At 66.2% G+C, this 22,259-nt stretch carries 11 protein-coding genes and 8 pseudogenes; 14 read left to right on the forward strand and 5 right to left on the reverse strand.

Features of this window, described 5'->3' with window-relative positions; translation table 11 throughout:
- Entirely contained in the window at nucleotides 1-2,718 is a 2,718-nt protein-coding gene (locus ACHMXE_RS33740) for an ATP-binding protein (RefSeq protein WP_395348369.1), read from the forward strand.
- Between the two features lie 573 nt (nucleotides 2,719-3,291).
- On the opposite strand, the gene ACHMXE_RS33745 is transcribed toward ACHMXE_RS33740, so the two are convergent.
- The 5 genes and pseudogenes from ACHMXE_RS33745 to ACHMXE_RS33765 form a co-directional block, all read right to left on the reverse strand.
- Entirely contained in the window at nucleotides 3,292-5,586 is a 2,295-nt protein-coding gene (locus ACHMXE_RS33745) for a molybdopterin cofactor-binding domain-containing protein (RefSeq protein WP_395348371.1), read from the reverse strand.
- Nucleotides 5,583-6,068 (reverse strand): (2Fe-2S)-binding protein, encoded by a 486-nt coding sequence (locus ACHMXE_RS33750; protein WP_395348373.1) that lies wholly within the window; start codon nucleotides 6,066-6,068, stop codon nucleotides 5,583-5,585. Before ACHMXE_RS33750 ends, ACHMXE_RS33745 begins: the two co-directional genes overlap by 4 nt.
- Nucleotides 6,065-7,384 carry a c-type cytochrome gene (locus tag ACHMXE_RS33755; RefSeq protein ID WP_395348375.1) on the reverse strand — a complete coding sequence of 440 codons (1,320 nt, stop codon included), beginning with the start codon at nucleotides 7,382-7,384 and terminating at the stop codon, nucleotides 6,065-6,067. Before ACHMXE_RS33755 ends, ACHMXE_RS33750 begins: the two co-directional genes overlap by 4 nt.
- A gap of 229 nt (nucleotides 7,385-7,613) precedes the next feature.
- Nucleotides 7,614-7,931 carry a hypothetical protein gene (locus ACHMXE_RS33760; protein ID WP_395348376.1) on the reverse strand — a complete coding sequence of 106 codons (318 nt, stop codon included), beginning with the start codon at nucleotides 7,929-7,931 and terminating at the stop codon, nucleotides 7,614-7,616.
- A gap of 19 nt (nucleotides 7,932-7,950) precedes the next feature.
- Nucleotides 7,951-8,662: pseudogene (locus tag ACHMXE_RS33765) on the reverse strand (helix-turn-helix domain-containing protein).
- 247 nt (nucleotides 8,663-8,909) lie between these two features.
- Here ACHMXE_RS33765 and ACHMXE_RS33770 point away from each other — a divergent pair.
- From ACHMXE_RS33770 to ACHMXE_RS33830, 13 genes and pseudogenes are all read left to right on the forward strand, one after another.
- Complete coding sequence (locus tag ACHMXE_RS33770; RefSeq protein WP_395348377.1) at nucleotides 8,910-10,076, forward strand: NAD(P)/FAD-dependent oxidoreductase; 1,167 nt, start codon at nucleotides 8,910-8,912, stop codon at nucleotides 10,074-10,076.
- Nucleotides 10,077-10,135: 59 nt separating this feature from the next.
- Nucleotides 10,136-11,587, forward strand: a complete 1,452-nt coding sequence (locus ACHMXE_RS33775; RefSeq protein WP_395348378.1) for a M81 family metallopeptidase — start codon at nucleotides 10,136-10,138, stop codon at nucleotides 11,585-11,587.
- A gap of 62 nt (nucleotides 11,588-11,649) precedes the next feature.
- Nucleotides 11,650-13,236, forward strand: coding sequence for an ABC transporter substrate-binding protein (locus ACHMXE_RS33780; RefSeq protein ID WP_093349074.1), 1,587 nt, complete (start codon nucleotides 11,650-11,652; stop codon nucleotides 13,234-13,236).
- 33 nt (nucleotides 13,237-13,269) lie between these two features.
- Nucleotides 13,270-14,206, forward strand: a pseudogene (locus ACHMXE_RS33785) (ABC transporter permease).
- 224 nt (nucleotides 14,207-14,430) lie between these two features.
- Nucleotides 14,431-15,276 (forward strand): annotated as a pseudogene (locus ACHMXE_RS33790) (ABC transporter permease).
- Nucleotides 15,277-15,289: 13 nt separating this feature from the next.
- Nucleotides 15,290-16,349, forward strand: a pseudogene (locus ACHMXE_RS33795) (ABC transporter ATP-binding protein).
- Nucleotides 16,346-17,345 (forward strand): annotated as a pseudogene (locus ACHMXE_RS33800) (ABC transporter ATP-binding protein). The pseudogenes ACHMXE_RS33795 and ACHMXE_RS33800 overlap by 4 nt, the downstream one beginning before the upstream one ends.
- 35 nt (nucleotides 17,346-17,380) lie before the next feature.
- Nucleotides 17,381-18,836: pseudogene (locus tag ACHMXE_RS33805) on the forward strand (amidohydrolase family protein).
- A gap of 222 nt (nucleotides 18,837-19,058) precedes the next feature.
- A complete protein-coding gene (locus tag ACHMXE_RS33810) occupies nucleotides 19,059-19,598 on the forward strand; it encodes a MarR family winged helix-turn-helix transcriptional regulator (protein WP_093349062.1) in 540 nt (179 codons plus the stop codon).
- 234 nt (nucleotides 19,599-19,832) lie between these two features.
- Nucleotides 19,833-20,171, forward strand: a pseudogene (locus ACHMXE_RS33815) (ABC transporter substrate-binding protein); the annotation flags it as partial.
- A 139-nt stretch (nucleotides 20,172-20,310) separates the two neighbouring features.
- Nucleotides 20,311-20,688 (forward strand): annotated as a pseudogene (locus ACHMXE_RS33820) (ABC transporter substrate-binding protein); the annotation flags it as partial.
- Between the two features lie 112 nt (nucleotides 20,689-20,800).
- Nucleotides 20,801-20,995, forward strand: a complete 195-nt coding sequence (locus ACHMXE_RS33825; protein ID WP_395348379.1) for a hypothetical protein — start codon at nucleotides 20,801-20,803, stop codon at nucleotides 20,993-20,995.
- A 318-nt stretch (nucleotides 20,996-21,313) separates the two neighbouring features.
- Nucleotides 21,314-22,255, forward strand: coding sequence for an ABC transporter permease (locus ACHMXE_RS33830; RefSeq protein WP_395348380.1), 942 nt, complete (start codon nucleotides 21,314-21,316; stop codon nucleotides 22,253-22,255).
- Nucleotides 22,256-22,259: the final 4 nt, after the last annotated feature.

Raw genomic sequence — 22,259 nt, forward strand, 5'->3', positions numbered from 1 at the left:
ATGTTTATCAACACCGATCGAACCAAGTTTTTCGAATTTATTATTCCCGTAATACCGATCATCAATACATCAAATTCGATAGACATGGTATTAGCGCAAGGAAGAAGACTCGCACTAGACGAGCGTCTCGATCGACAGTTTTTGCGAGAAGTCTCACACTACCTGAACGACTTGAGATTGATTCAGAATATCTTCAACGAGTATGCTATTTATGTGGCCAACTTGGAAACTGACGGCGAAAGCCTGCTTGACGCCAACAAGCTTCTGGCAATTCTAATCTATAAAAACGTCTATCCGAGGGATTTCGAACAATTGCATCGCGGCGTGGGGAATCTCGCTGAAATCCTGAATCACCAACACGAACTTATTAGACAGGGCGAAGCCAGATACAGAAGCGAGATCGAGGAGCTCGAAAGGGGACTTGAAGTTGGCGAGCGACAGACCCCTTCAGACTTGAGAGAGTTGCGGCAAATTTACGCTATGGCTCTTATTGAGAAGCTTCCGGTGAGTGTTATCAACGTTGGACTTGATCGGCAAACATGGATTCCACTTAACCAAATGGTGAATCATGATGCGTTTGAACAACTGATCATGGCACCACGCCTTTTCTTCTATCATGCCAATAACCATTCGAGTTGGGCTGATTTCTCTAATCTGCAAGCCGAGGTGGACCCCCAGAAATCCTATCAACAACGCAAGGAGGAGATCAAAAATAAGGAGGCCGATAATAAAAATAAGGTGCTAAGAAGAATTTACGATCTGAGATTAAAGATTCCCGCACTTCGGATGGTCAAGCTTAATGAACTGTTGCGTTTAAATGCCGATCACACAGAAGACCTCTTTAAAGGTTTCGAAGAGAATGGAGAATTGGCTCGTTTTCTGATCTTAGAAGGTCATCTCGACGACACCTATTACCAATACACTTCACTTTTTCACTCAGGCCGCTTGTCGCCCAATGACAATAGATTTTTGATTCAAATACGGGCATTCGTTACCCCCGAACCAAATTTCCCACTTGACAATCCCAAAGAAGTGATTGCGGCGATGCGAGAGGAGGATTTTCGACAGAGCTACGTCTTGAACATTAGGCTCGTCGATACCCTTCTAAACGACCAAAGTCTTAACCCTGTCCAAGTACAAAAACTTTTTGAGTTTCTTTCCTCTAATTTCGAAAGCTGCGAAGAATTTTTCAACGCTTATTACACCAGCGGCCTCAATGTCTCTGTGCTTCTCCTGAGATTGGCCAACGCTTGGAAAAATCTTGTACCAGCTGCCATTGAGAGTCCCAACAGTATTTCCCACGTTACCCAATTGATCGCGAGTCTACCGTTAAGCTCGCTCAAACAACTCGCGGAAGATTTTAACGAACTATCGACGTTTGCTGCTGAAAACCTTTCCGAAATTTTGGCACGCCTGCCTGAATTAACAACCGAGCGCCTTGGCTGTCTCGATTTTGAGGTCACAGACCTAACCGAAATCAAAGACCATCCTGAAATCGCACACTTCATGTTCGACGAAGGGAGATACGGACTCACAATAACGAACCTGGAATATATCCACCAACAGATTTTGAGAAAAAGCGATCTCAATTCAATGCGCGCAAGGAATTTCACCACCATTCGCTCAACGAATAACATCGCCTTGATACGCAGGGTAGAACGCAGTTTTGATATTTATCTGCGCGATGTTCTTTTGAAATTGCAAGAAAACACAAAAGAGGATGCCTCTGCTATTTTGGCCATCCTTAGCCAGGATTCGCTTGATCCCGACGCTGTTCGAAATTTCCTTGAAATACAGACAACCCAATTACCAACTCTGGAGGGTGTGCCTGAGAAATGGCAGACAACAATATTTCAGCTAAATGCCATTGAAGCAAATTGGACGAATTGCCTCGCATTCATAGAGGCTGCTGGGTTTGAGCCAGATAGCCTGATCGGATTTCTCGATTTAGATTCAGTGCGTGCGACTATCTTGCAACACCCTATACCAAGCGACTCGGGCTCACTGAAGCTGCGTCAGTTCCTCTTCGATGCTGGTTCGCTGTCTGATTCCGCGTACAAAGCGTATATCCACGCTCTGCCGGAGTCATTTCAAACGCTGCCTCAAGAACTTGAACAAGCCAAGCTTCAAATTTTGATATCTGAAGGGAAAGTTACATTTACAAAAGAGAATTTCGACGCACTCGCTCATAGTGAAGATTTGCAGATAATTTTCGCCAAGAACAACATCAACACATATCTTAATGATCACAACAGCTTTGCGCTAGACGACGACTTCCATGAAAATCTTTTAAGATCTGACTTTGATAATTCAACTAAGCTTCGGATAATAGAATTAATGAACCTGGAGGCGCTGGAAAATTTTCCAGAACGATCTGCACTTATCGGCTCGATTATTATTAACACAGATGGCAACATATCCAGAATTGATGGGGACAGTGCTCAGTCAATAATAATTAATTCCCACCCTATTGCAACGCAAATTTCCCTCTTCAACAAATATCATGCCCTTCTGTCAGATGAAGAAGTGCGTCATATCTTGGCCAGCCTGCCTCGTCCATTTTCTGAAATTAAGACGGGCTACGCCACGCCGAGGCTGAAAAACAACTCCGAAAATCGAGATTTGGTCAATTGGCTTGATTCAAGAAATATTATTTCATCGTGGGGTGAGGATCGTTTGTTCACCGATGATATTAAAGTGAATCTTTATAGGCGTTAGTAAGCTACTCCCGATGTATGCACCGCTTCGGCTTTTGCGGATACCCGCCTGAAGCGGCCGCAACGAGTGACCGGTTTTGACCCCACAGCGGTCGTCGAAGTTTGGTCCGCGACCGGCTGAAACCGCTGCTAAGCGACCTTCCCCGCTGAAGATTTAAACGCAACAGACCTCCCCGCGGTTCAAAGTCTCGCGGGACTCCTCATCAATGCGTCCTCTTCGCAAGAATGGATTTTCTCAGCGCAGCAAACGGATGGAGATGCATCCTCTCAAAGAAACTCTTGGCTTTACACCGACGACGCATCGACGCACAAAACCATGCTCGACGGCGCCCATATTTCTCTTCTCGAAAAAAGGGCTCTCCTCGCTTCAGCAGAGAGGCCCCTCGGCAAACTCAGAATCGCCGTTCTTTAACGGACGACCAAAGTACATTGCCAATGCGCCATGCAAAAGACGTAATCGGTTGAGCTTGCGACAGCCAAAGTTTTTTAAGATCGTTTGCGAGCACTAACCCAAATAGCGCTCTCTCCAGGCAAGACCTCACAGGCGCGGCGCCCACTATCAGCCTCCCCAGTCTCAGCCTTGGCTGAATTCCCCAAGCCTCCGCCCCGCCGCCAACGGCAGCCCCCGCAACCTCCGCCCCGTCGCATCCGCAATCGCATTCCCCAACGCCGCAGGCGCCGGCCCCTGCGATGCTTCGCCGGTCCCCAGAAATGGCGCCCCGGGCCGATCGATGATGTGCACCTCCACCTTCCGCGGCACGTCCGAGAACCGCATGATCGGATAGCGGCTCCAGTCGTAGCTGCGGATGCGCTGGGCGTCGTACTGCACCTGCTCGTACAGGGTCCAGCTGGCCGACTGCAGGATGCCGCCCTCGACCTGGTTGCGCACGCCGTCGGGGTTGACGACCTGGCCGCAGTCGATGGCCGCGATGGCGCGCTCGATGCGGATCTCGCCGGTCTCCGGCACGATCGACACCTCGACCGCGAGCGCGAGGTAGCTCATCAGGTTCTTGTACTGGGCGAATGAGAAGCCCACGCCGCGGTTCGGCACGCGCTTGCGCCTGGGGTCCCAGCCGAACTTCTTCGCCGCGAGCTGCACCACGTCGCGCCCGCGCGGGTCGTCGAGATGGCGCAGCCGGAACTCGACCGGATCGGCGCCCGCGGCGGCGGCCAGCTCGTCCATGAAGCTCTCGATGGTGAAGACGTTCATGTACGCGCCGAGGCCGCGCATGGCCGATACGCGCACCGGCATGTCGGGCAGGAAGTGGTGCTCGACGTTGTAGTTGGCGAAGTTGTACAGCGGCAGGCTGTTGCGGTCGCCGCCGCCCTCGGGCATGGGAATGGGCTTGGGCGGCGCCGGCGTGAAGGGCCTGGCGAGGTACTGCGCGGAGATGAAGCGCCCGGCGTTGTCCAGGCGCTGGTTGTGCGAGTTGCTCCAGATCTCGTACTGCCAGTCGACCACGCGGCCGCTGGCGTCGAGCGAGGCCTTCACGTCGGTGACCATCGCGGGACCGAAGGGCTCCCAGGTGAACTCGTGCTCGCGCATCCATTGCAGCCGCACCGGCCGACCCGGCACGGCGCGCGCGATGAGCGCGGCCTCGGCGCCTGCATCGTCGGCGGCGTTGTGGCCGTAGCAGCCCGAGCCTTCGACATGCACGCAGCGGATGTCCTCGGGCTTCATCGAGAGCAGTTCCGACAGCGCGCCGCGCATCGGGAACACGCCCTGCGAGTGGGTCCACACGGTGAGCTTGCCCTGCGCGTCGAACTGCGCGACGGCGCACGAGGGGCCGATCGACGCATGCGCGAGGTAGGGCTTGGTGTAGCGCGCGTGCAGGGTCTTGGCCGCGGGCACGGTCTCGCCATGGCGGTCGCCGACGTGGATCTCCTGCCGCGGCAGCTTCATCAGCGTGTCGTAAATGGTGGCCGGCGTGGGCAACGAAGCGCTCTCCTGCCAGCGCGCGGCCTCGGTGAGCGCGCGCATGGCCTGGATGGCCTGCCACTCGTCCTGCGCCACCACGGCCAGAAAGCTGCCGTCGCGCACCACCTTGACGACGCCCGGCATCTTCTCGACGGCCGCGCTGTCGACGCCGGTCAGCACGGCGCCGTACGACGGCGGCCGCACCATGCGCGCATGCACCATGCCCGGCAGGCGCATGTCCTGCACGTAGCTCGCGCCGCCGGTGACCTTGCCCGGGATGTCGAGCCGCCGGCGCGACTGGCCGATGACGCGGTGCTGCTTCGGATCGACCAGCTCGGAGCGCGGCTCGGCGCGCCGGTGCAGGTCGAGCCCGCTCACGGCCTGGCCATAGCTCAGGGTGCGACCGTCAGGGGCGGAGATGACGCCGTCGCGCAGCTTGAGGGTATCGGCCGCCACGCCGAGCTTGCCGGCGGCCGAGCCCACCAGCAGCACGCGCACCTGCGCCGCCGCGTTGAGGATGGCGGTGCCGCTGTCGGCGGTGGAATGGCTGCCGGCCGTGTAGTCCTCGTTGGGCGTGACGGCGGTGTCGGCCGTCACCAGGTGCACTGCCTCGAAGGGCACGCTCAGCTCTTCTGCGGCGATCTGCGTGAAGGCGGTGCGGATGCCGGTGCCGAGTTCGGCCTTGCCGGTCCACACGGTGATGCGGCCCTGCTCGTCGATGCGGATCCAGGCGTCGAGCATGGGCGTGCCGGTGAGGTCGCCCGGCAGCTTGGCGGTGCCGGCATCGAGCGCGCTGGGCGCGCCCGCCTCGGTGGCCTGCTTGCCCTGCTGGGCCAGCGCGGCGGCGCCGGGCCAGAGCGAGAAGCTCACGGTGAGCGAACCCGCCGCCAGGAAGTGGCGCCGGCTCGGGTTGCGCAGCGCGGCGTCATGCCGCCGTGCGGGGCGGCTCATCGCGATGCTCCTTGTCGCGCGGTGCCGGCCAGCGTCTTCGACGCATCGACGATCGCGGCCACGATGCGCATGTGGGTGCCGCAGCGGCAGAGGTTGGGCTGCATGTGCTGGCGGATCTCTTCCTCGTCGGCGCCCGGGCGCTCGTCGAGCAGCGCCTGCGCGCGCATCACCATGCCGGCGATGCAGTAGCCGCACTGGGCCGACTGCTGCGCGATGAAAGCCTGCTGGATCGGCGCCGGCTTGTCGGCACTGCCCAGGCCCTCGATGGTGCGCACCGCGCGCTTGCCCACCGCCGACACCGGCATCAGGCACGAGAACACGGGGCGCTTGTCGACGATCACGGTGCAGGCGCCGCACTGGCCGAGGCCGCAGCCGTACTTGGCGCCGTTGAGCTTCAGGTGGTTGCGCAGCGCATACAGCAGCGGCATGGAGGGGTCGATGTCGAGCGCGTGGTCGACGCCGTTGACGGTGAGCGTGATCATTTCGGCAATGCCTCCTTCTCCTTGCGGACCTTCGCAACCTCGTTCTGCAGATCGGGCCAGGCCGGGCGCTGCGTGGCGCTGGCGCGCACGTAGCTCAGCACCTCGGCGATCTGCTCGTCGCTCAACACATCCGCGAACGGCGGCATGTAGTGCGCCGATGCCGAACCGCCCCACGGGTTGCCGCCCAGCACCAGGTTGATGGCGTTGCGTGCGCTGTCGGCATTGACCGCCGTGCTCAGGCCGAGCGCGGGCCGGTCGCCGATGGTGCGCATGGGCGCCGCGCCGCCGTGGCAGCCGGCGCACGAGCCGTTGAACAGCGCGGCACCAGCATCGACGCGCTGGCCCGCGGGCACTGCCGCGGCGGCGACCGAGGCGGACGCAGCCGCCCTGGCCGGCTCGGCCTGCGCCGCGGCAGGGGCCGCGGGCTGCAGGCCCATGATGTAGGTCGCGATCGCGCGCACGTCCGACTCGGGCACGTCGGCCAGGTGCTGCGTCACCGGCAGCATCGGCCCCGCGGCCGCGCCGTGTTCGCTCGCGAGGCCGGTGCGCAGGTAGGACACGAGCTGCTCCTTCGTCCACGGCCTGGGCGCGCTGGCCAGCGCATTCAGCGGCGGCGCTTCCCAGCCGTCGATGAGGTTGCCCGCGAAGGGCTGGCTGCTCTTCTCGGCGCCGAGCAGGTTCATCGGCGTGTGGCAGGCCGCGCAGTGCGCCGCGCCCTCCACCAGATAGCGGCCACGCAGCCATTCGTCGGACTGCGCCGTGCCGGGCGCGGGCAGCGGGCCCTTCTGCAGGAACAGCAGATTCCAGCCCGCGACCAGCGGCCGGAAGCCGAGCGGGAACGTGAGCTGGTTGGCCTTGGCTGGCGCATGCGCCGGCGTGCGCGCCATCAGGTACGCATAGAGCGCGCCGATGTCGTCATCCGACATCCGCGTGAAGTGCGGATAGGGAAAGGCCGGGTACAGCAGGTGCCCGTCGCGCGACACGCCGGCGCGCATGGCGCGGGTGAAGGCCTCGAGCGACCAGGTGCCGATGCCGGTCTCGGCATCGGGCGTGATGTTGGTGCTGTAGATCGTGCCGAAGGGCGTGTTGAGCGGCAGGCCGCCCGCGAAGGGTTTGCCGTTGGCGGCCGTGTGGCACACCATGCAGTCGCCCGTGCTGGCCACGTGCGAGCCTCGCACCAGGAGCGCCTGGTCGCCGCTTGGCGGCGGTGGCGCGGGCAAGGCCGCGATGGCCGGCTCCCACGCATAGGCAAAGGCCGCGCCAACGGCAGCAGCCGCGACGACCAGCAGCGTCGCGATCTTGTTTCTCGTGTTCATTCGTCCATCCTGCCCGGCCGGGTTTGCGTACGGCGCATCGCTTCATCGTGGGCGGCGCGGATGCTACGCGGCAAGAATTAGATGGAGATTCGGGCCTGGAGATACCTGAGTCGCATGCGGGCCGGTGTCGGGCCTTGCGAGGCCTCGATGCGCGGGAACGTGTAGGCCGACTGTTTGCCTACCGGCGGCCGATGAATGCCGCCGTCGGCGCCTGGATCGAGGTCTCGGTTCAGTCTTCAGTCGGCAGGAAATTCCGCCCTTGGCCGAGATATCCACGGCGAGTTCTTGTCTTCGCGCCAGCAAACCAGCCTAGCGGCAGGTTCGCGAGTTCAACAAGGGTTTGGTCCAACTGAACCAACTCCTTCAACCCCACGATCATTGCTTCTGACGTATCCGCACCGCTGCTGGGCAGCATTTGCCAGGCGCCATCGTCCTCGTCGTGGAACACGAGCAAGATTGGAGCGGTCTCGTTCATGATGGACCTCACGGTGAAGCACGCAAGATTCGGTGCATCGCTGAAAGGCCAGGTGTCGTCGGAAATGGACATGCTCTTGTTCAGTGAAACATCAAGCCTTGCCGGCGCGGCCTAACTTCTTCTTCGCCACCGCCTCCACGGCTTCCACCTCCGGCGCCTCCCGCGCCGACTTCATGTGCCCGCTCTCCCCGATCGTCATCCCCCACGATCTTCGCGAGCTGCCGGCTCACGCTGATGTACGCATGCCCGAGCCGGCTGTCGAAATAGAGCGAATCCCCCCGCCCCAGCCGCACCACCTCGCCGTTGTCGAAGTGCACCTCGATCTCGCCCGAGAGCACATAGGCGAACTCCTCGCCCGAGTGGCGCACGAAGTCCTCGGGGCCGTGGATGCGCCGCGCGTGCACCACGCCGACGATGGGGCTCATCTGCTTGCCGGCGGCGGTGGTGCCGAGGAACTCGTAGGCGATCGACAGGCCGCGGTACACCACGCCCTTGCCGGCGCGCGTGACCACGGGGCCGTCGAACTGGGCGGGCTTGACGCCGGCGCCCGCGAACATGGCGTTCATGTCCATGTCGAGCGCGCGGCCCAGGGCGGTGAAGTTCTCGTAGCCCAGCGCGAGCTGGCCGCGCTCGGCGCGCGAGATGGTGGTGATCGACACGCCCGAACGCTCGGCCAGTTGCGCCAGCGTCCAGCCGAAACGCTTGCGCGCGGTGCGCAGGCGATAACCGAAAGTGGTGCGGTCCAGCGTGGGCGCGGCCTCCTTCGGCTTCGCCGCCTGCTTGGTCCCTGTATGTGGATTCACGCTTGGCTCTCTCTTGTGATGCGCAGGATTCTGCCAGTCCATGCGCCGCCCCTCCACCGCCGGGCCGCCGCGGCCGGGCCCGGAATTTGCGTATGCGCAAATTGCAAGTACGCAAATTTCACCGCCATGGTGCAACGAACGTCCTGGGCCCCTCGCCGCGTCCTCACTCTGCACGAGACGATGCCAAAGGAACTCAGGGCTTTCGATAATTTGCGGATACGCAAATTTGTTCCTACACTCCGCCGCGATGACAACGACCGAACACACCACCGCCACCGCCGACTTCCTCGTGATCGGCGGCGGCATCGCCGGCGCCTCGGTGGCGCACTGGCTCGCGCCGCATGCCCGCGTGATCCTGCTCGAACGCGAGAACCAGCCCGGCTACCACTCCACGGGCCGCTCGGCGGCGCTGTTCATGGAGAGCTACGGCACGCCGCAGGTGCGCGCGCTCACGATGGCCAGCCGCGCCTTTCTCGAGAACCCGCCGCCGGGCTTCGCCGAGCATCCGCTGCTCACGCCGCGCGGCGCGATGATGATTGCGGGCCCGGGTCAGGAGGCGCAGCTCGAAGAGCACTGGCAGGTGCTGCAGGGCATGCCCGGCGATCCGCGCCGGCTCGGTGCCGACGAAGCGCGCGCGATGGTGTCGGCGCTGCGGCCCGAGCAGGTGATCGGCGCGGTCTACGAACCCGACGCGGCCGACATGGACGTGCATGCGATCCACCAGGGCTACCTGCGCGGCATGCGGCGCGCGGGCGGGCAGCTGGTGTGCGACGCGGGCGTGACGGCCATCGAGCGCGTGGGCGAGATCTGGCGCGTGCAGGCCGGCGGGCGCAGCTACGAGGCACCGGTGCTGCTCAACGCGGCGGGCGCCTGGGTCGACACGGTGGCTCGGCTCGCGGGCGTGCCGCCCATCGGCATCGAGCCGCGCCGGCGCTCGGCCTTCATCTTCGCGCCGCCCGAGGGCGAGGCCGCGACGGCCGCGCGCTGGCCCATGGTGTTCGGCGCCGAGGAGGACTGGTACATCAAGCCCGACGCCGGCATGCTGCTCGGCTCGCCGGCCAATGCCGACCCGGTGGAGCCGCAGGACATCCAGCCCGAGGAGCTCGACATCGCGATCGCGATCGACCGCATCGAGCAGGTGACCACGCTTTCGATCCGCCGCCCCACGCGCACCTGGGCCGGCCTGCGTTCCTTCGTGGCCGACGGCGACCTGGTCGGCGGCTTCGATCCCGCGGCGCCGGGCTTCTTCTGGGTCGCGGCGCAGGGCGGCTACGGCATCCAGACCTCGGCCGCGATGGGCGAGGCCTGCGCGGCGCTGGCACGCGGGCTGCCGCTGCCCGAGCGCATCGCGGGCTTCGGGCTCACGGCCGAGATGCTCGGGCCGCAGCGGCTGCGCAGCAAGGTCGCCGCCTGACGCGGCAACGCCCCATCTTTCCTCCTTCTTCCCTCCACCCCGAGAACAAGAGAAACCCCATGCGTGTCTTCAGTGCCTCCCTCGCCACCGAAACCAACACCTTCGCGCCCATGCCCACGGGCCTGGCCTCGTTCAAGGACCGCGGCTACTTCCCCGCCGGCAAGCATCCCGAAGCGATGACGCTGTTCTCGGGCCCGCTGTGGGCCGCGCGCATCCGCGGCAAGGAACGCGGCTGGACGCTGTTCGAAGGCATGGTGGCCGGCGCGCAGCCCAGCGGCACGACCACGCGCCACGCCTACGAGACGCTGCGCGACGAGCTGCTGGCCGACCTGCGCGCGGTGCTGCCGGTCGACATGGTGCTGCTGGGCCTGCACGGCGCGATGGTGGCCGACGGCTACGACGACTGCGAGGGCGACCTGCTGAAGCGGGTGCGCGAGATCGTGGGCCCGAAGGTGGTGATCGGCGCCGAGCTCGATCCGCACAACCACCTCACGCCCGAGATGGTGGCCAATGCCGACCTGATGATCTCGTTCAAGGAGTACCCGCACACCGACGTGCTCGAGCGCGGCATGGAGCTGGTCGACATCTGCGCGGCGCAGGTCGAGGGCAAGGTGAAGCCGGTGGCCGCGATGGTCGACTGCGACATGATCGTGACGGTCCACACCTCGCGCCAGCCGGCGCGCGGCTTCGTCGAGCGCATGCAGTCGCTCGAGGGCAAGGACGGCGTGCTCTCGGTCTCGCTCACGCACGGTTTCTCGTGGGGCGACGTGCCCGAGATGGGCACCAAGCTGCTGGTCTACACCGACGGCGACGCAGCCAAGGCGCAGGCCCTGGCGCGCCAGCTGGCCGACGAGGTGATCGCGATGCGCGACGCGCTCACGGTCCCCTACCCCGGCATCGACGCCTCGCTCGACGCGGCGCTGGCCTTCGACGGCGGCCCGGTGGTGCTGGCCGATGGCGCCGATAACCCCGGCGGCGGCGCGGCCAGCGATTCGACCTTCATCCTGCGCCGCCTGGTCGAGCGCGGCATCACCAATGCGGCGCTGGGCCCGATGTGGGACCCGATCGCGGTGCGCATCGCCTTCGACGCGGGCGTGGGCGCCAAGCTCACGATGCGCATCGGCGGCAAGATCAGCCCGCTGTCGGGCGACCCGATCGACCTCGAGTGCACGGTGAAGGCGCTGCAGCGCGACCTGGTGATGACCGGCCTGGCGGGCACGCCGGTGCTGATGGGCGACAGCGCGCTGGTGGAAGCCAACGGCATCGAGATCGTGCTGATCACGCTGCGCAACCAGGCGATGGGCACCGACCTCTTCACGCAACTGGGCTGCGATCTCGCGGCCAAGAAGATCGTGGTGGTGAAGTCCTCGCAGCACTTCTATGCCTCGTACTCGAAGGTCGCCAAGCACGTGATCTACGCGGGTGCGCCGGGCGCGGTCACGCTCGATCTCAGCACCCTGCCCTACCGCAAGGCGCGGCTGCCCAAGTGGCCGATCGGCGCCACGGCCTGACGCCTCGTTTTTTTCTTTCTCCCTCGTTCCCTTTTCTTTTCCTCAGCCCACGGAGTTCCGCGATGACTTCACCACGCCGCCTTCTCGCCGCCTGTCTCGGCGGACTCGCCCTCGCCACGGCGAGCCTGCACGCGCCGGCCCAGCAGCAGCCCAAGACGCTGCGCGTGGTCGCGCATGCCGACCTGAAGATCCTCGACCCGACCTTCACCACGGCCTACATCTCGCGCAACTTCGGCTACATGGTCTACGACACGCTGTTCGCGCAGGACGCGAACGGCAAGCCGCAGCCGCAGATGGTCGAGAAGTACAGCACCTCGAAGGACGGCAAGCAGTGGAGCTTCACGCTGCGCCCGGGCCTGAAGTTCTCGGACGGCAGCGCCGTGACCTCGGCCGACGCGATCGCCTCGCTGCAGCGCTGGGCCGCGCGCGACAGCCTGGGCCGCGCGATGGTGGCCAGCGGCGCCGAATGGAAGGCGGTCGACGCCCACAGCTTCACGCTCACGCTGACCGAGCCCTTCGGCATGGTGCTCGACGGGCTGGCCAAGCCCTCGGGCTTTCCGCCGGTGATCCTGCCCGAGCGCATCGCGAAGATGCCGGCGACCGCGCCGCTGACCGAGGTCGTGGGCTCGGGCCCGTTCGTCTTCAAGCGCGACGAATGGGTGCCGGGCAACAAGGCGGTGTTCGTGCGCAACACCAACTACGTGGCGCGCAGCGAGCCGCCGAGCGGCCTCTCGGGCAGCAAGAAGACCAGCTTCGACCGCGTGGAGTGGCTCTACCTGCCCGACGCCAACAGCGCGGTCGCGGCGCTCAAGCGCGGCGAGGTCGACCTGGTCGAGCAGCTGCCGCCCGACTACATCGCGCCGCTGCGCACCGACAGCAACGTCAAGATCGGCTCGGGCGGCGCCTACCAGGCCTTCCTGGTGATGAACCAGCTGCACGCGCCCTTCAACGACCCGAAGGTGCGCCAGGCGCTGCTGCAGGCAGTGAGCCAGGAGCGCTTCGTCGCGGCCATGGGCTATCCGCTCGACATGCGCATGAGCTACTGCGCCACCTACTTCATCTGCGGCAGCCCGAACGAGACCGCGGCCGGCGCCGAGCCCTTCCGCAAGGCCGACGTGGCCAAGGCCAAGAAGATGCTGGCCGACGCCGGCTACAAGGGCGAGAAGGTGGTGCTGCTGGTGCCCAGCGACGTGCCCTACCTCAACGCCGAGGCGCTGATGGCCGCGCAGACCATGCGCAGCATCGGCCTGAACGTCGACGCGCAGACCATGGACTGGGCCTCGATCGGCGCGCGCCGCGCCAAGCGCGATGCGCCCGAGGCCGGCGGCTGGAACATGTACGTGACGGTGGCCGGCGAGTTCGACGCCAACTCGCCGATCGCCAACGCCTACCTGAGCGCGGCCTGCGGCAACAGCCTGCCGGGCTGGCCCTGCGACAAGAAGCTCGACGAGCTGCGCACGGCCTGGCTCAAGGAGACGGTGCCGGCCAAGCGCAAGGAATTGCTCGACGCCTTCCAGTCGCGCGCCTACGAGGCCGTGCCCTACATCAACGCGGGCCAGTACTCGGCCGCGTTCGCCGCGCGCTCCAGCCTCAAGGGCGTGGACAAGCTCTGGGCCGGCATGCCGACGGTCTGGATGCTCGACAAGTAAGCCCTTCTCCCCAGCCACGAGAACCTCGAAGCCATGGGCTACATCCTCCGTCGATTCCTCTCGACGCTCCCGGTCATGGCGGTGGTCGCCGTGGTGGTGTTCCTGCTGATCCACCTCTCGCCCGGCGATCCGGCCGCGCTGATCGCGGGCGACCTCGCCACCGGCGAGGACATCGAGAAGCTGCGCGCCGCGCTCGGCCTCAACCTGCCGCTGTGGCAGCAGTTCGCGCTGTGGCTCGGCCGGCTCGCCACCGGCGACCTCGGCACCTCGATCTTCACGCAGGTGCCGGTGTCGCAACTGCTCGGGCAGCGGCTCGAGCCCCACGGTGTCGATCGCGCTGCTCACCATGGCGATCACGCTGGTGGTGGCGGTGCCGCTGGGCACGCTCGCGGCCTACCGCGCCGGCACCTGGATCGACCGGCTGGTGATGCTGTTCGCGGTGCTGGCCTTCTCGGTGCCGGTGTTCCTGGTCGGCTACCTGCTGATCTACGCCTTCGCGATCCAGCTGCCGTGGTTTCCGGTGCAGGGCTACGTGCGCTTCGGCCAGAGCCCGGCGGACTGGCTGCTCGGGCTGGTGCTGCCGTGCGTGAACCTGGCGCTGGTCTACATCGCGCTGGTGACGCGCATGACACGCGCCACCGTGCTCGAGGTGCTGCACGAGGACTACATCCGCACCGCGCGCGCCAAGGGCCTGGGCGTGCTGCCGGTGCTGGGCCATGCGCTGCGCAACGCGGCGATCCCGATCGCCACCACGGTGGGCGTGGGCATCGCGCTGCTGATCGGCGGCGTAGTGGTCACCGAGACGGTGTTCGCGATCCCCGGCGTGGGGCGGCTGGTCATCGATTCGGTGCAGCGCCACGACTATCCCGTGATCCAGAGCGTGCTGCTGCTGTCGGCCGGCGTGTACGTGCTGATCAACCTGCTGATCGACCTGAGCTACCGCTTCTTCGATCCGCGCATCCAGTACTGAACATGTCCACTGCACTGCCTCTGGCATCGACCAGCGCTTCCGGAGAAGAACCGGCTCGGAATGAACCTTCATCCGTTCACGACGTACCCCAAATTGGTCATGCGGCCCCCTCAACCGTTCACGCTGAGCTTGTCGAAGCGCGGCGCGAGGCTTCGACAAGCTCAGCCCGAACGGGTGGGGGCTAAGCCCGAACGGGCGGCGGAGCATCCCCGCCAGAGGCCGACATCGCGCCCTTCGTCCCGCCGCGCTTCCGCTGGCTGCGCAAGCACCCCACGCTGATCGTCGGCCTGCTGCTGCTGCTCGCGGTGGCGGCGCTGTCGATCGCCGCGCCCTGGATCGCCACCCACGACCCGCAGGACATCGACCCGCTGGCACGCATGCAGCCGCCCTCGGCCGAGCGCTGGTTCGGCACCGACGCGCTGGGCCGCGACGTGTTCAGCCGCGCGGTGTGGGGCGGCCAGGTGTCGATGATCGTCGGCGCCTCGGTCGCCGTGCTGGCCACCGTCTTCGGCATCGTGCTGGGGCTGCTGGCCGGCTTCGTGCGCCGCATCGACGGCTTCGTGATGCGCGTGATGGACGGGCTGATGGCGATCCCCGGCATCCTGCTGGCGATCGCGCTGATGGCGGTCACGCGCGCCAGCCTCACGACCGTGATCGTGGCCATCACCATTCCCGGATACCGCGCGTGGTGCGGCTGGTGCGCTCGCTGGCGCTCACCTTGCGCGAGCAGCTGTTCGTGGAAGCCGCGCATGCGGTGGGCACGCGGCTGCCGACCATCCTGTGGCGCCACGTGCTGCCCAACATGGTGGCGCCGCTGATCGTGCAGTCGACCTTCGTCGCGGCGGCCGCGGTGCTGACCGAGGCGGCGCTGTCCTTCCTCGGCGTGGGCGTGCCCGCGCAGGACGCCGAGCTGGGGCAACATGATGGCCGAGGGGCGCGACTTCGTCGCCGTGGCCTTCCACATCATCCTGTACCCGGGCCTCTTGCTCGCGGCCACGGTGCTCGCGATCAACCTCGTGGGCGACGGGCTGCGCGATGCGCTCGATCCGCGCCTGGCGCGCCAACTCTGAGGGACGACGCCCCATGACCACTCCCCTGTCCCGCGTCGCGCTCGCGACCGGCGAGCCGCTGCTCGAGGTCGACGCGCTGCGCACCCACTTCCACACGCTGGCCGGCGTGGTGCGCTGGGTCGACGGTGTGTCCTACACCGTGCGCGCCGGCCGCACGCTCGGCGTGGTCGGCGAATCGGGCTGCGGCAAGAGCGTGACCGCGCTGTCGATCCTGCGGCTGGTGCCCACGCCGCCGGGCCATCACGCGGGCGCGGTGCGGCTGCGCGGCACCGACCTGATGCAGCTGAGCGAGCGCGAGATGCGCCAGATCCGCGGCAACCGCATCTCGATGATCTTCCAGGAGCCGATGACCTCGCTGAACCCCGTGCTGACCGTGGGCCGGCAGATCGCCGAGACGGTGCAGCTGCACCAGAAGGCCAGCCGCGCCGAGGCGCTGCAGCGCGCGGTCGAGATGCTGCGGCTGGTGCAGATCCCCGAGCCCGAGCGACGCGTGAACGAGTACCCGCACCAGCTCTCGGGCGGCATGCGCCAGCGCGTGATGATCGCGCTGGCCCTGGCCTGCAACCCCCGAGGTGCTGATCGCCGACGAGCCAACGACCGCGCTCGACGTGACGATCCAGGCGCAGATCCTCGACCTCATCAAGCGGCTGCAGAAGGAGCTGGGCATGGGCGTGGTGATGATCACGCACGACCTCGGCGTGGTGGCCGAGAGCTGCGACCGCGTGGTCGTGATGTACGCGGGCAAGAAAGTGGAAGAAGCCGAGGTGGTCGAGCTGTTCGACCGGCCGCTGCATCCCTACACGCGCGCGCTGATGGCCTCGATGCCCGCGATGAACACCGCGAGCACGCGGCTCACCGAGATCCCGGGGCTGGTGCCGGCCGCGCACGAACTGGGCCGCGGCTGCGCCTTCGCGGCGCGCTGCGCCTCGGCGCGCGAGCGCTGCCGGCACGAGACGCCGCGGCTCACGCGCCAGGGCGATGCGAACGACGCCGACGGCGGCCACGTGGTGGCCTGCTTCGCGGTGCAGGAAGGCTGGGCCACGGCTTCGGTCGAACAGGAGGTGGCGGCATGAGCACGACGACGACGACAACAACAGCCAATGCCGCGCCGCTGCTGCGCGTGCACGAGCTGCGCAAGCACTACGTCTCGCCCAAGCGCTGGCTGCGGCCGGCGCGGCCGCCGATCCAGGCGGTCGATGGCGTGTCGTTCTCGGTGGCGCGCGGCGAGACGCTCGCGCTGGTCGGCGAATCGGGCTGCGGCAAGACGACCACCGCGAAGTCGGTGCTGCGGCTGGTGGAGCCGAGCGCGGGCTCGGTGCAGCTCGACGGCGAGGAGCTGGTGGGACTCTCGCCCTCGCAGATGCGCCAGCGCCGGCGCGACCTGCAGATCATCTTCCAGGACCCGTATGCCTCGCTCAACCCGCGCCTGACCGCGGGCGAGATCGTGGCCGAGCCGCTGCGCAACTTCGGCGGGGCCGACGCGGCGGCGCGCGAGGAGCGCGTGCGCTGGCTGTTCTCGCGCGTGGGCCTGCGGCCCGAGGCGGCGAAGAAGATACCCGCACGAATTCTCGGGCGGGCAGCGCCAGCGGCTGGGCATCGCGCGCGCACTGGCACTGCAGCCCAAGCTGATCGTCTGCGACGAGCCGGTGTCGGCGCTCGACGTGTCGGTGCAGGCGCAGGTGGTGAACCTGCTGATGGACCTGCAGGCCGAGTTCGGCATCGCCTACCTGTTCGTCGCGCACGACCTCGCGGTGGTGCGTCACATCAGCCACCGCGTGGCCGTGATGTACCTGGGCCACATCGTCGAGATCGCGGACCGCGACACGCTGTTCTCGGCGCCGCGCCATCCGTACACAGAGATCCTGCTGTCGGCGGTGCCCGTGCCCAACCCGCGCACGCCCGCCAAGCGCATGCTGCTGCAGGGCGATCCGCCGAGCCCCGCGAACCCGCCCTCGGGCTGCCGCTTCCACACCCGCTGCCCGATGGCGCAGGCCGTGTGCAAGGAGCAGCAGCCCGTGCTCACGCCGCGCGAGGCCGAGGGGCACCTGGTGGCCTGCCATTTCCGCTGAACCCCGAACACCCCAACACGAAGAAGGAAGACGCGATGTCGAACCCCACCCACCACGACCTGCTGATCCGCGGCGGCACCGTGATCGACGGCACCAAGGCGCCGCGCTTCGAGGCCGACGTGGCCATCTCGGGCGGGCGCATCGCCGCCATCGGCAAGCTCGACGGCCACACGGCCGACCAGGTGCTCGACGCCACGGGCCGCATCGTGGCGCCGGGCTTCATCGACTCGCACACGCACGACGACCAGGCGGTGCTGTCGCAGGCGCAGATGCCGTTCAAGGTGTCGCAGGGCGTGACCACGGTGATCGCGGGCAACTGCGGCATCAGCGCCGCGCCGCTGCGCGAGGACATGGAGCTGCCGATGCCGCTGAGCCTGCTCGACTCGCCGGTCGAAGGCCGCTTCACCACCTTCGCGGCCTACCTCGATGCGCTGCGCGCCACGCCCTCCTCGGTCAACGTGGCGGCGATGGTGGGCCATTCGACGCTGCGCGCCGTGACCATGGCCGACCTCGACCGTCCCGCCACCGCGAGCGAGATCGCGGCCATGCAGGCGCTGGTCGAGGAAGCGATGCAGGCCGGCGCCATCGGCCTGTCGACCGGCACCTTCTACCCGCCCGCGGTGAAGGCCACGACCGAGGAGATCATCGAGGTCGGTCGCCCGCTCACGTCGCGCAAGGCGCTCTACGTGACGCACATGCGCGACGAGGCCGACCGCGTGATGGAATCGCTCGAGGAGACCTTCGCCATCGGCCGCGCGCTCGACATCCCGGTGGTGGTGTCGCACCACAAGGTGCAGAACGTGCAGAACCACGGCAAGACCAAGGTCACGCTGCCCTTCATCCAGGAGGCGATGAAGCACCAGTGCATCGGCCTCGACTGCTATCCCTACACGGCCGGCTCGACCATGATCCGCACCGACCGCGGCATGATGGACGGCCGCGTGCTGATCGCCTCGAGCGTGCCGCATCCCGAATGCGCGGGCCGCGACCTGAAGGACATCGCGGCCGACTGGGGCGTGTCGGGCGAGGAGGCGGCCAAGCGGCTGCAGCCCGGCAGCGCGATCTACTTCATGATGGACGAGGACGACGTGCAGCGCATCCTCGCCTTCGACGAGACCATGATCGGCTCCGACGGCATTCCGCTCGGCGAGAAGCCGCATCCGCGGCTGTGGGGCACCTTCCCCGCGCGTGCTGGGCCACTACAGCCGCGACGTGGGCCTGTTCCCGCTCGAGACCGCGGTGTGGAAGATGACCGGCCTCACGGCGCGCAACTTCGGCCTGCACGAGCGCGGCACGCTCAAGCCCGGGCACCGCGCGGACGTCGTGGTGTTCGATGCGAAGACCGTGCGCGACACCGCGAACTACCAGGAGCCGACGCAGGCGGCCGAAGGCATCGAGGCGGTGATCGTGAATGGCGCGCTGACCTGGCGCGATGGGGCGCACAGCGGGGCGCGCAATGGGCAGGTGATCGTGCGGCGCGACGCGGCCTGACCGGATGCGCGCGCGGATGCACCGGGCGCTGTGCCGGTGCGTCCGGCGCACCGGATCGGTGATGCCTGGGCGCGGGCTCGAAGGTCCGCTGCCTCTCTTTTCCACGGATTTCCCTCGGAAGTCCCCGTCCTAGGGGATTTCCCTCGCCACCTGGCCCGGAGCTTGCGTAGGTCGCCAAGATAGTTGAATATTTCAACTATTGAAGATTTCTCCTACAAGCTCATGCACGCCCCGCTGCAACTCAAGACCGACTACCTCAACGTCCTGATGGACATTGCCTCGGAGCGCACGCGCGACCGCGGCTCGCGGGTCTACGAGATCGAGCTCGGCATCTCGATCCGCGACGTGCGCCTGCTGCGCATGATCGGCGGCGCGCCCGGCATCACCATCGGCCAGCTGGTGCAGACCTGCGGCATCGAAAAGACGCTGGTCTCCAAGCTGGTGAGCTCGCTGGTGCAGCGCCAACTGGTCGAGCGCCACGTCGGCACCGAGGACGCGCGGCAGATCTGCCTGTGCCTGAGCGAGAGCGGCCTCGACATGGTGCTGCGCGCCGAGCCCCTCGGCCACGAGATGGAGTTGCGCTTCCTCGACACGCTGAGCGCCGCGGAGGTCGACAGCCTGCACCGCATCCTGCGCAAGCTCATCGACTCCGAGGAGCGCACGCGCGACATCTTCGAATTCCTGCTGCAGCAACTGCGCGAGAGCAAGGAATCGCCGCCTGCCCCCGTTCCTCCGTCCTCCGCTCCCTCCCGAAAGAAGTAAGGCTCCATGGCACTCCATCTCTCGCCGCGCCACGCCGCGGCAGCCGCCCTGTCGGCACTGGCCCTGACCTTCGGCGCCGGCGCTGGCGCCGAGACGGTGCTTCGCACCGTGCCCTCGTCCGACCTCAAGATCCTCGACCCGATCTGGACCACGGCGAACATCACGCGCAACCACGGCCTGATGATCTACGACACCCTGTTCGCGATGGACGAGAAGGGTGCGATCAAGCCGCAGATGGTCGACAAGTACAGCGCGAGCGCCGACAACAAGGTCTGGACCTTCACGCTGCGCCCGGGCCTGAAGTTCCACGACGGCGCGCCGGTCACCTCGCAGGACGTGATCGCCTCGCTCGCACGCTGGGCCAAGCGCGACACGCTGGGCCAGAAGATGTACGAGGCCATGGACAGCATCGCAGCCGAGGGCCCGAACGGCTTTCGCATGAGCTTCAAGCAGCCCTTCGGCGTGGTGCTCGACGCGCTCGGCAAGCCCAATCCGCTGGTGCCCTTCATCATGCCCAAGCGCGTGGCCGACACGCCGGCCGACCGGCAGATCGAGGAGATGATCGGCTCGGGTCCCTTCACGCTCGCCAAGGAGGACTTCCGCCCCGGCGACCGCATCGTCTACCGAAAGAGACACGGCCTACGTGCCGCGCAAGGAACCGGCCTCGGGCCTGGCCGGGGGCAAGGTGGTGCACGTGGACCGCGTCGAGTGGGTGCTGCTGCGCGACCCGCAGACGCAGGCCAACGCGCTGCTCAACGGCGAGGTCGATATGCTCGAGACCGTGCCCAGCTCGGGCTATGCCGGCATGCGTACCAACGAGAAGATCGAGCTGGTCGACGTGATGCCCGCGGGCCCCTACACCGTGGTCTACAACCACAAGGTGCCGCCCTTCGACAACCCGAAGGCGCTGCGCGCCGCGATGCTCGCCATCAACCAGGAGGCGCTGCTGCGCGCCCAGGCCACCTTCCGCGACTTCTACAAGCCCTGCATCTCGATCTACCTCTGCGGCTCGACCTATGCGAGCGACAAGACCGGCTTCTACACCGGCAAGCCGCAGTTCGAGGAAGCGCGCAAGCTGCTCAAGGAATCGGGCTACGACGGCAAGCCCGTGGTCATCCTGCTGCCGGGCGACTCGCCCGCGCTGAACAAGCTGCCGGCGGTGTACGGCCAGTTGCTGCAAGCAGGTCGGCTTCAACGTCGACGTGCAGACCACCGACTGGGCCACGCTGGTGACCCGGCGGACGAAGAAGGACCTGCCCGAGAACGGCGGCTGGAATGCCTTCATCACCTTCTGGGGCGGCGTGGATGCGAGCAGCCCGATCGGCTACAGCCCACTGACCGGCAACGGCGACCAGGGCTACTTCGGCTGGCCCACCGTGCCGAGCTCGAGACGCTGAAGTCGAAGTTCATCGCCACCACCGACCTCGCGCAGCGCAAGGAGATCGCGACGCGGATCCAGCAGCTGGTGCTCGACAACGGCGTGCTCGCGCCGCTGGGCGAAGTCGAGAGCACCCACGGCCGTGCGCCGCGGCGTGATCACCGGCCTGCTGCCCTCGCCGGGGGTGCTGTACTGGAACGTGCAGAAGAAGCAGTCGCCGCAGTAAGCGCCGCCCCCCGTCCCTTCGTCGCTCCTGACCGGCTGCGCCCCCGCGGCAGCCGGGCGGGCCCTGTCACGCCCGCGCCGGGTGCCCGGCGCTCATTCATGGGATCTCTCCATGCTCAACTTCCTGCTGCGCCGCGGACTGGCCACCGCGCCCGTGCTCCTGATCGTGGCCGTCATCGTCTTCCTGCTGCTGCGCATGACGCCCGGCGACCCGGCCGCCGCCATCGCGGGCGACGCGGCCAGCGCGCAGGACATCGCGCGCATCCGCATGCAGCTCGGGCTCGACGAATCGATCCTGGTGCAGTTCGCCCGCTGGCTCGGCCAGGTGCTGCGCGGCGACCTCGGCCATTCCTTCTTCTACCGCATGAGCGTGACCGACCTGATCGGCCAGCGGCTCGAGCCCACGCTGTCGATCGCGGCCGTGACGGTGGTGCTCACCGTGCTGATCGCGCTGCCGCTCGGCGTGCTGGCCGCATCGCGGCGCGGCGGCCGGCTCGATCGCTTCATCATGGGCGCATCGGTGCTCGGCTTCTCGGTGCCGGTGTTCGTGGCCGGCTACGCGATGATCTGGCTGTTCTCGATGCACCTCGGCTGGCTGCCCTCGCAGGGCTACAGCCGCATCGCCGACGGCGTCGGCCCCTGGCTGCGCAACCTGGTGCTGCCCTGCATCACGCTGGCCGTGATGTATGCGGCGCTGATCGCGCGGGTCACGCGTGCCTCGGTGTCGGAAGCGCTGACCGAGGACTACGTGCGCACCGCGCGCGCCAAGGGCATCGCCGAGTGGCGCATGCTGCTGCGCCACGCACTCGCCAACGCGGCGGTGCCGATCGCCACCGTCATCGGCCTGAGCGTGGCCGGTCTGATCGGCGGCGTGGTGGTCACCGAGACCATCTACGCGATCCCCGGCCTGGGCCAGCTCACGGTCGACGCCGTGCTCTCGCGCGACTACCCGCTGATCCAGGGCATCACGCTGTTCTTCTCGCTGGTCTACGTGGTGGTGAACCTGCTGGTGGACCTGAGCTACCTGCTGCTCGATCCGCGCATCCGCTACTGACCTC

Source organism: Variovorax sp. UC122_21 (genome assembly GCF_044056785.1).
Taxonomy (GTDB): Bacteria; Pseudomonadota; Gammaproteobacteria; order Burkholderiales; family Burkholderiaceae_C; genus Variovorax.

Bases quoted from the DNA above. Each gene is read 5' to 3' on its own strand.
- ACHMXE_RS33760 (WP_395348376.1), bottom strand. From the start codon at position 7,931: ATGTCCATTTCCGACGACACCTGGCCTTTCAGCGATGCACCGAATCTT.
- ACHMXE_RS33745 (WP_395348371.1), bottom strand. From the start codon at position 5,586: ATGAGCCGCCCCGCACGGCGGCATGACGCCGCGCTGCGCAACCCGAGC.
- ACHMXE_RS33750 (WP_395348373.1), bottom strand. From the start codon at position 6,068: ATGATCACGCTCACCGTCAACGGCGTCGACCACGCGCTCGACATCGAC.
- ACHMXE_RS33770 (WP_395348377.1), top strand. From the start codon at position 8,910: ATGACAACGACCGAACACACCACCGCCACCGCCGACTTCCTCGTGATC.
- ACHMXE_RS33755 (WP_395348375.1), bottom strand. From the start codon at position 7,384: ATGAACACGAGAAACAAGATCGCGACGCTGCTGGTCGTCGCGGCTGCT.
- ACHMXE_RS33810 (WP_093349062.1), top strand. From the start codon at position 19,059: ATGCACGCCCCGCTGCAACTCAAGACCGACTACCTCAACGTCCTGATG.
- ACHMXE_RS33830 (WP_395348380.1), top strand. From the start codon at position 21,314: ATGCTCAACTTCCTGCTGCGCCGCGGACTGGCCACCGCGCCCGTGCTC.
- ACHMXE_RS33740 (WP_395348369.1), top strand. From the start codon at position 1: ATGTTTATCAACACCGATCGAACCAAGTTTTTCGAATTTATTATTCCC.
- ACHMXE_RS33780 (WP_093349074.1), top strand. From the start codon at position 11,650: ATGACTTCACCACGCCGCCTTCTCGCCGCCTGTCTCGGCGGACTCGCC.
- ACHMXE_RS33775 (WP_395348378.1), top strand. From the start codon at position 10,136: ATGCGTGTCTTCAGTGCCTCCCTCGCCACCGAAACCAACACCTTCGCG.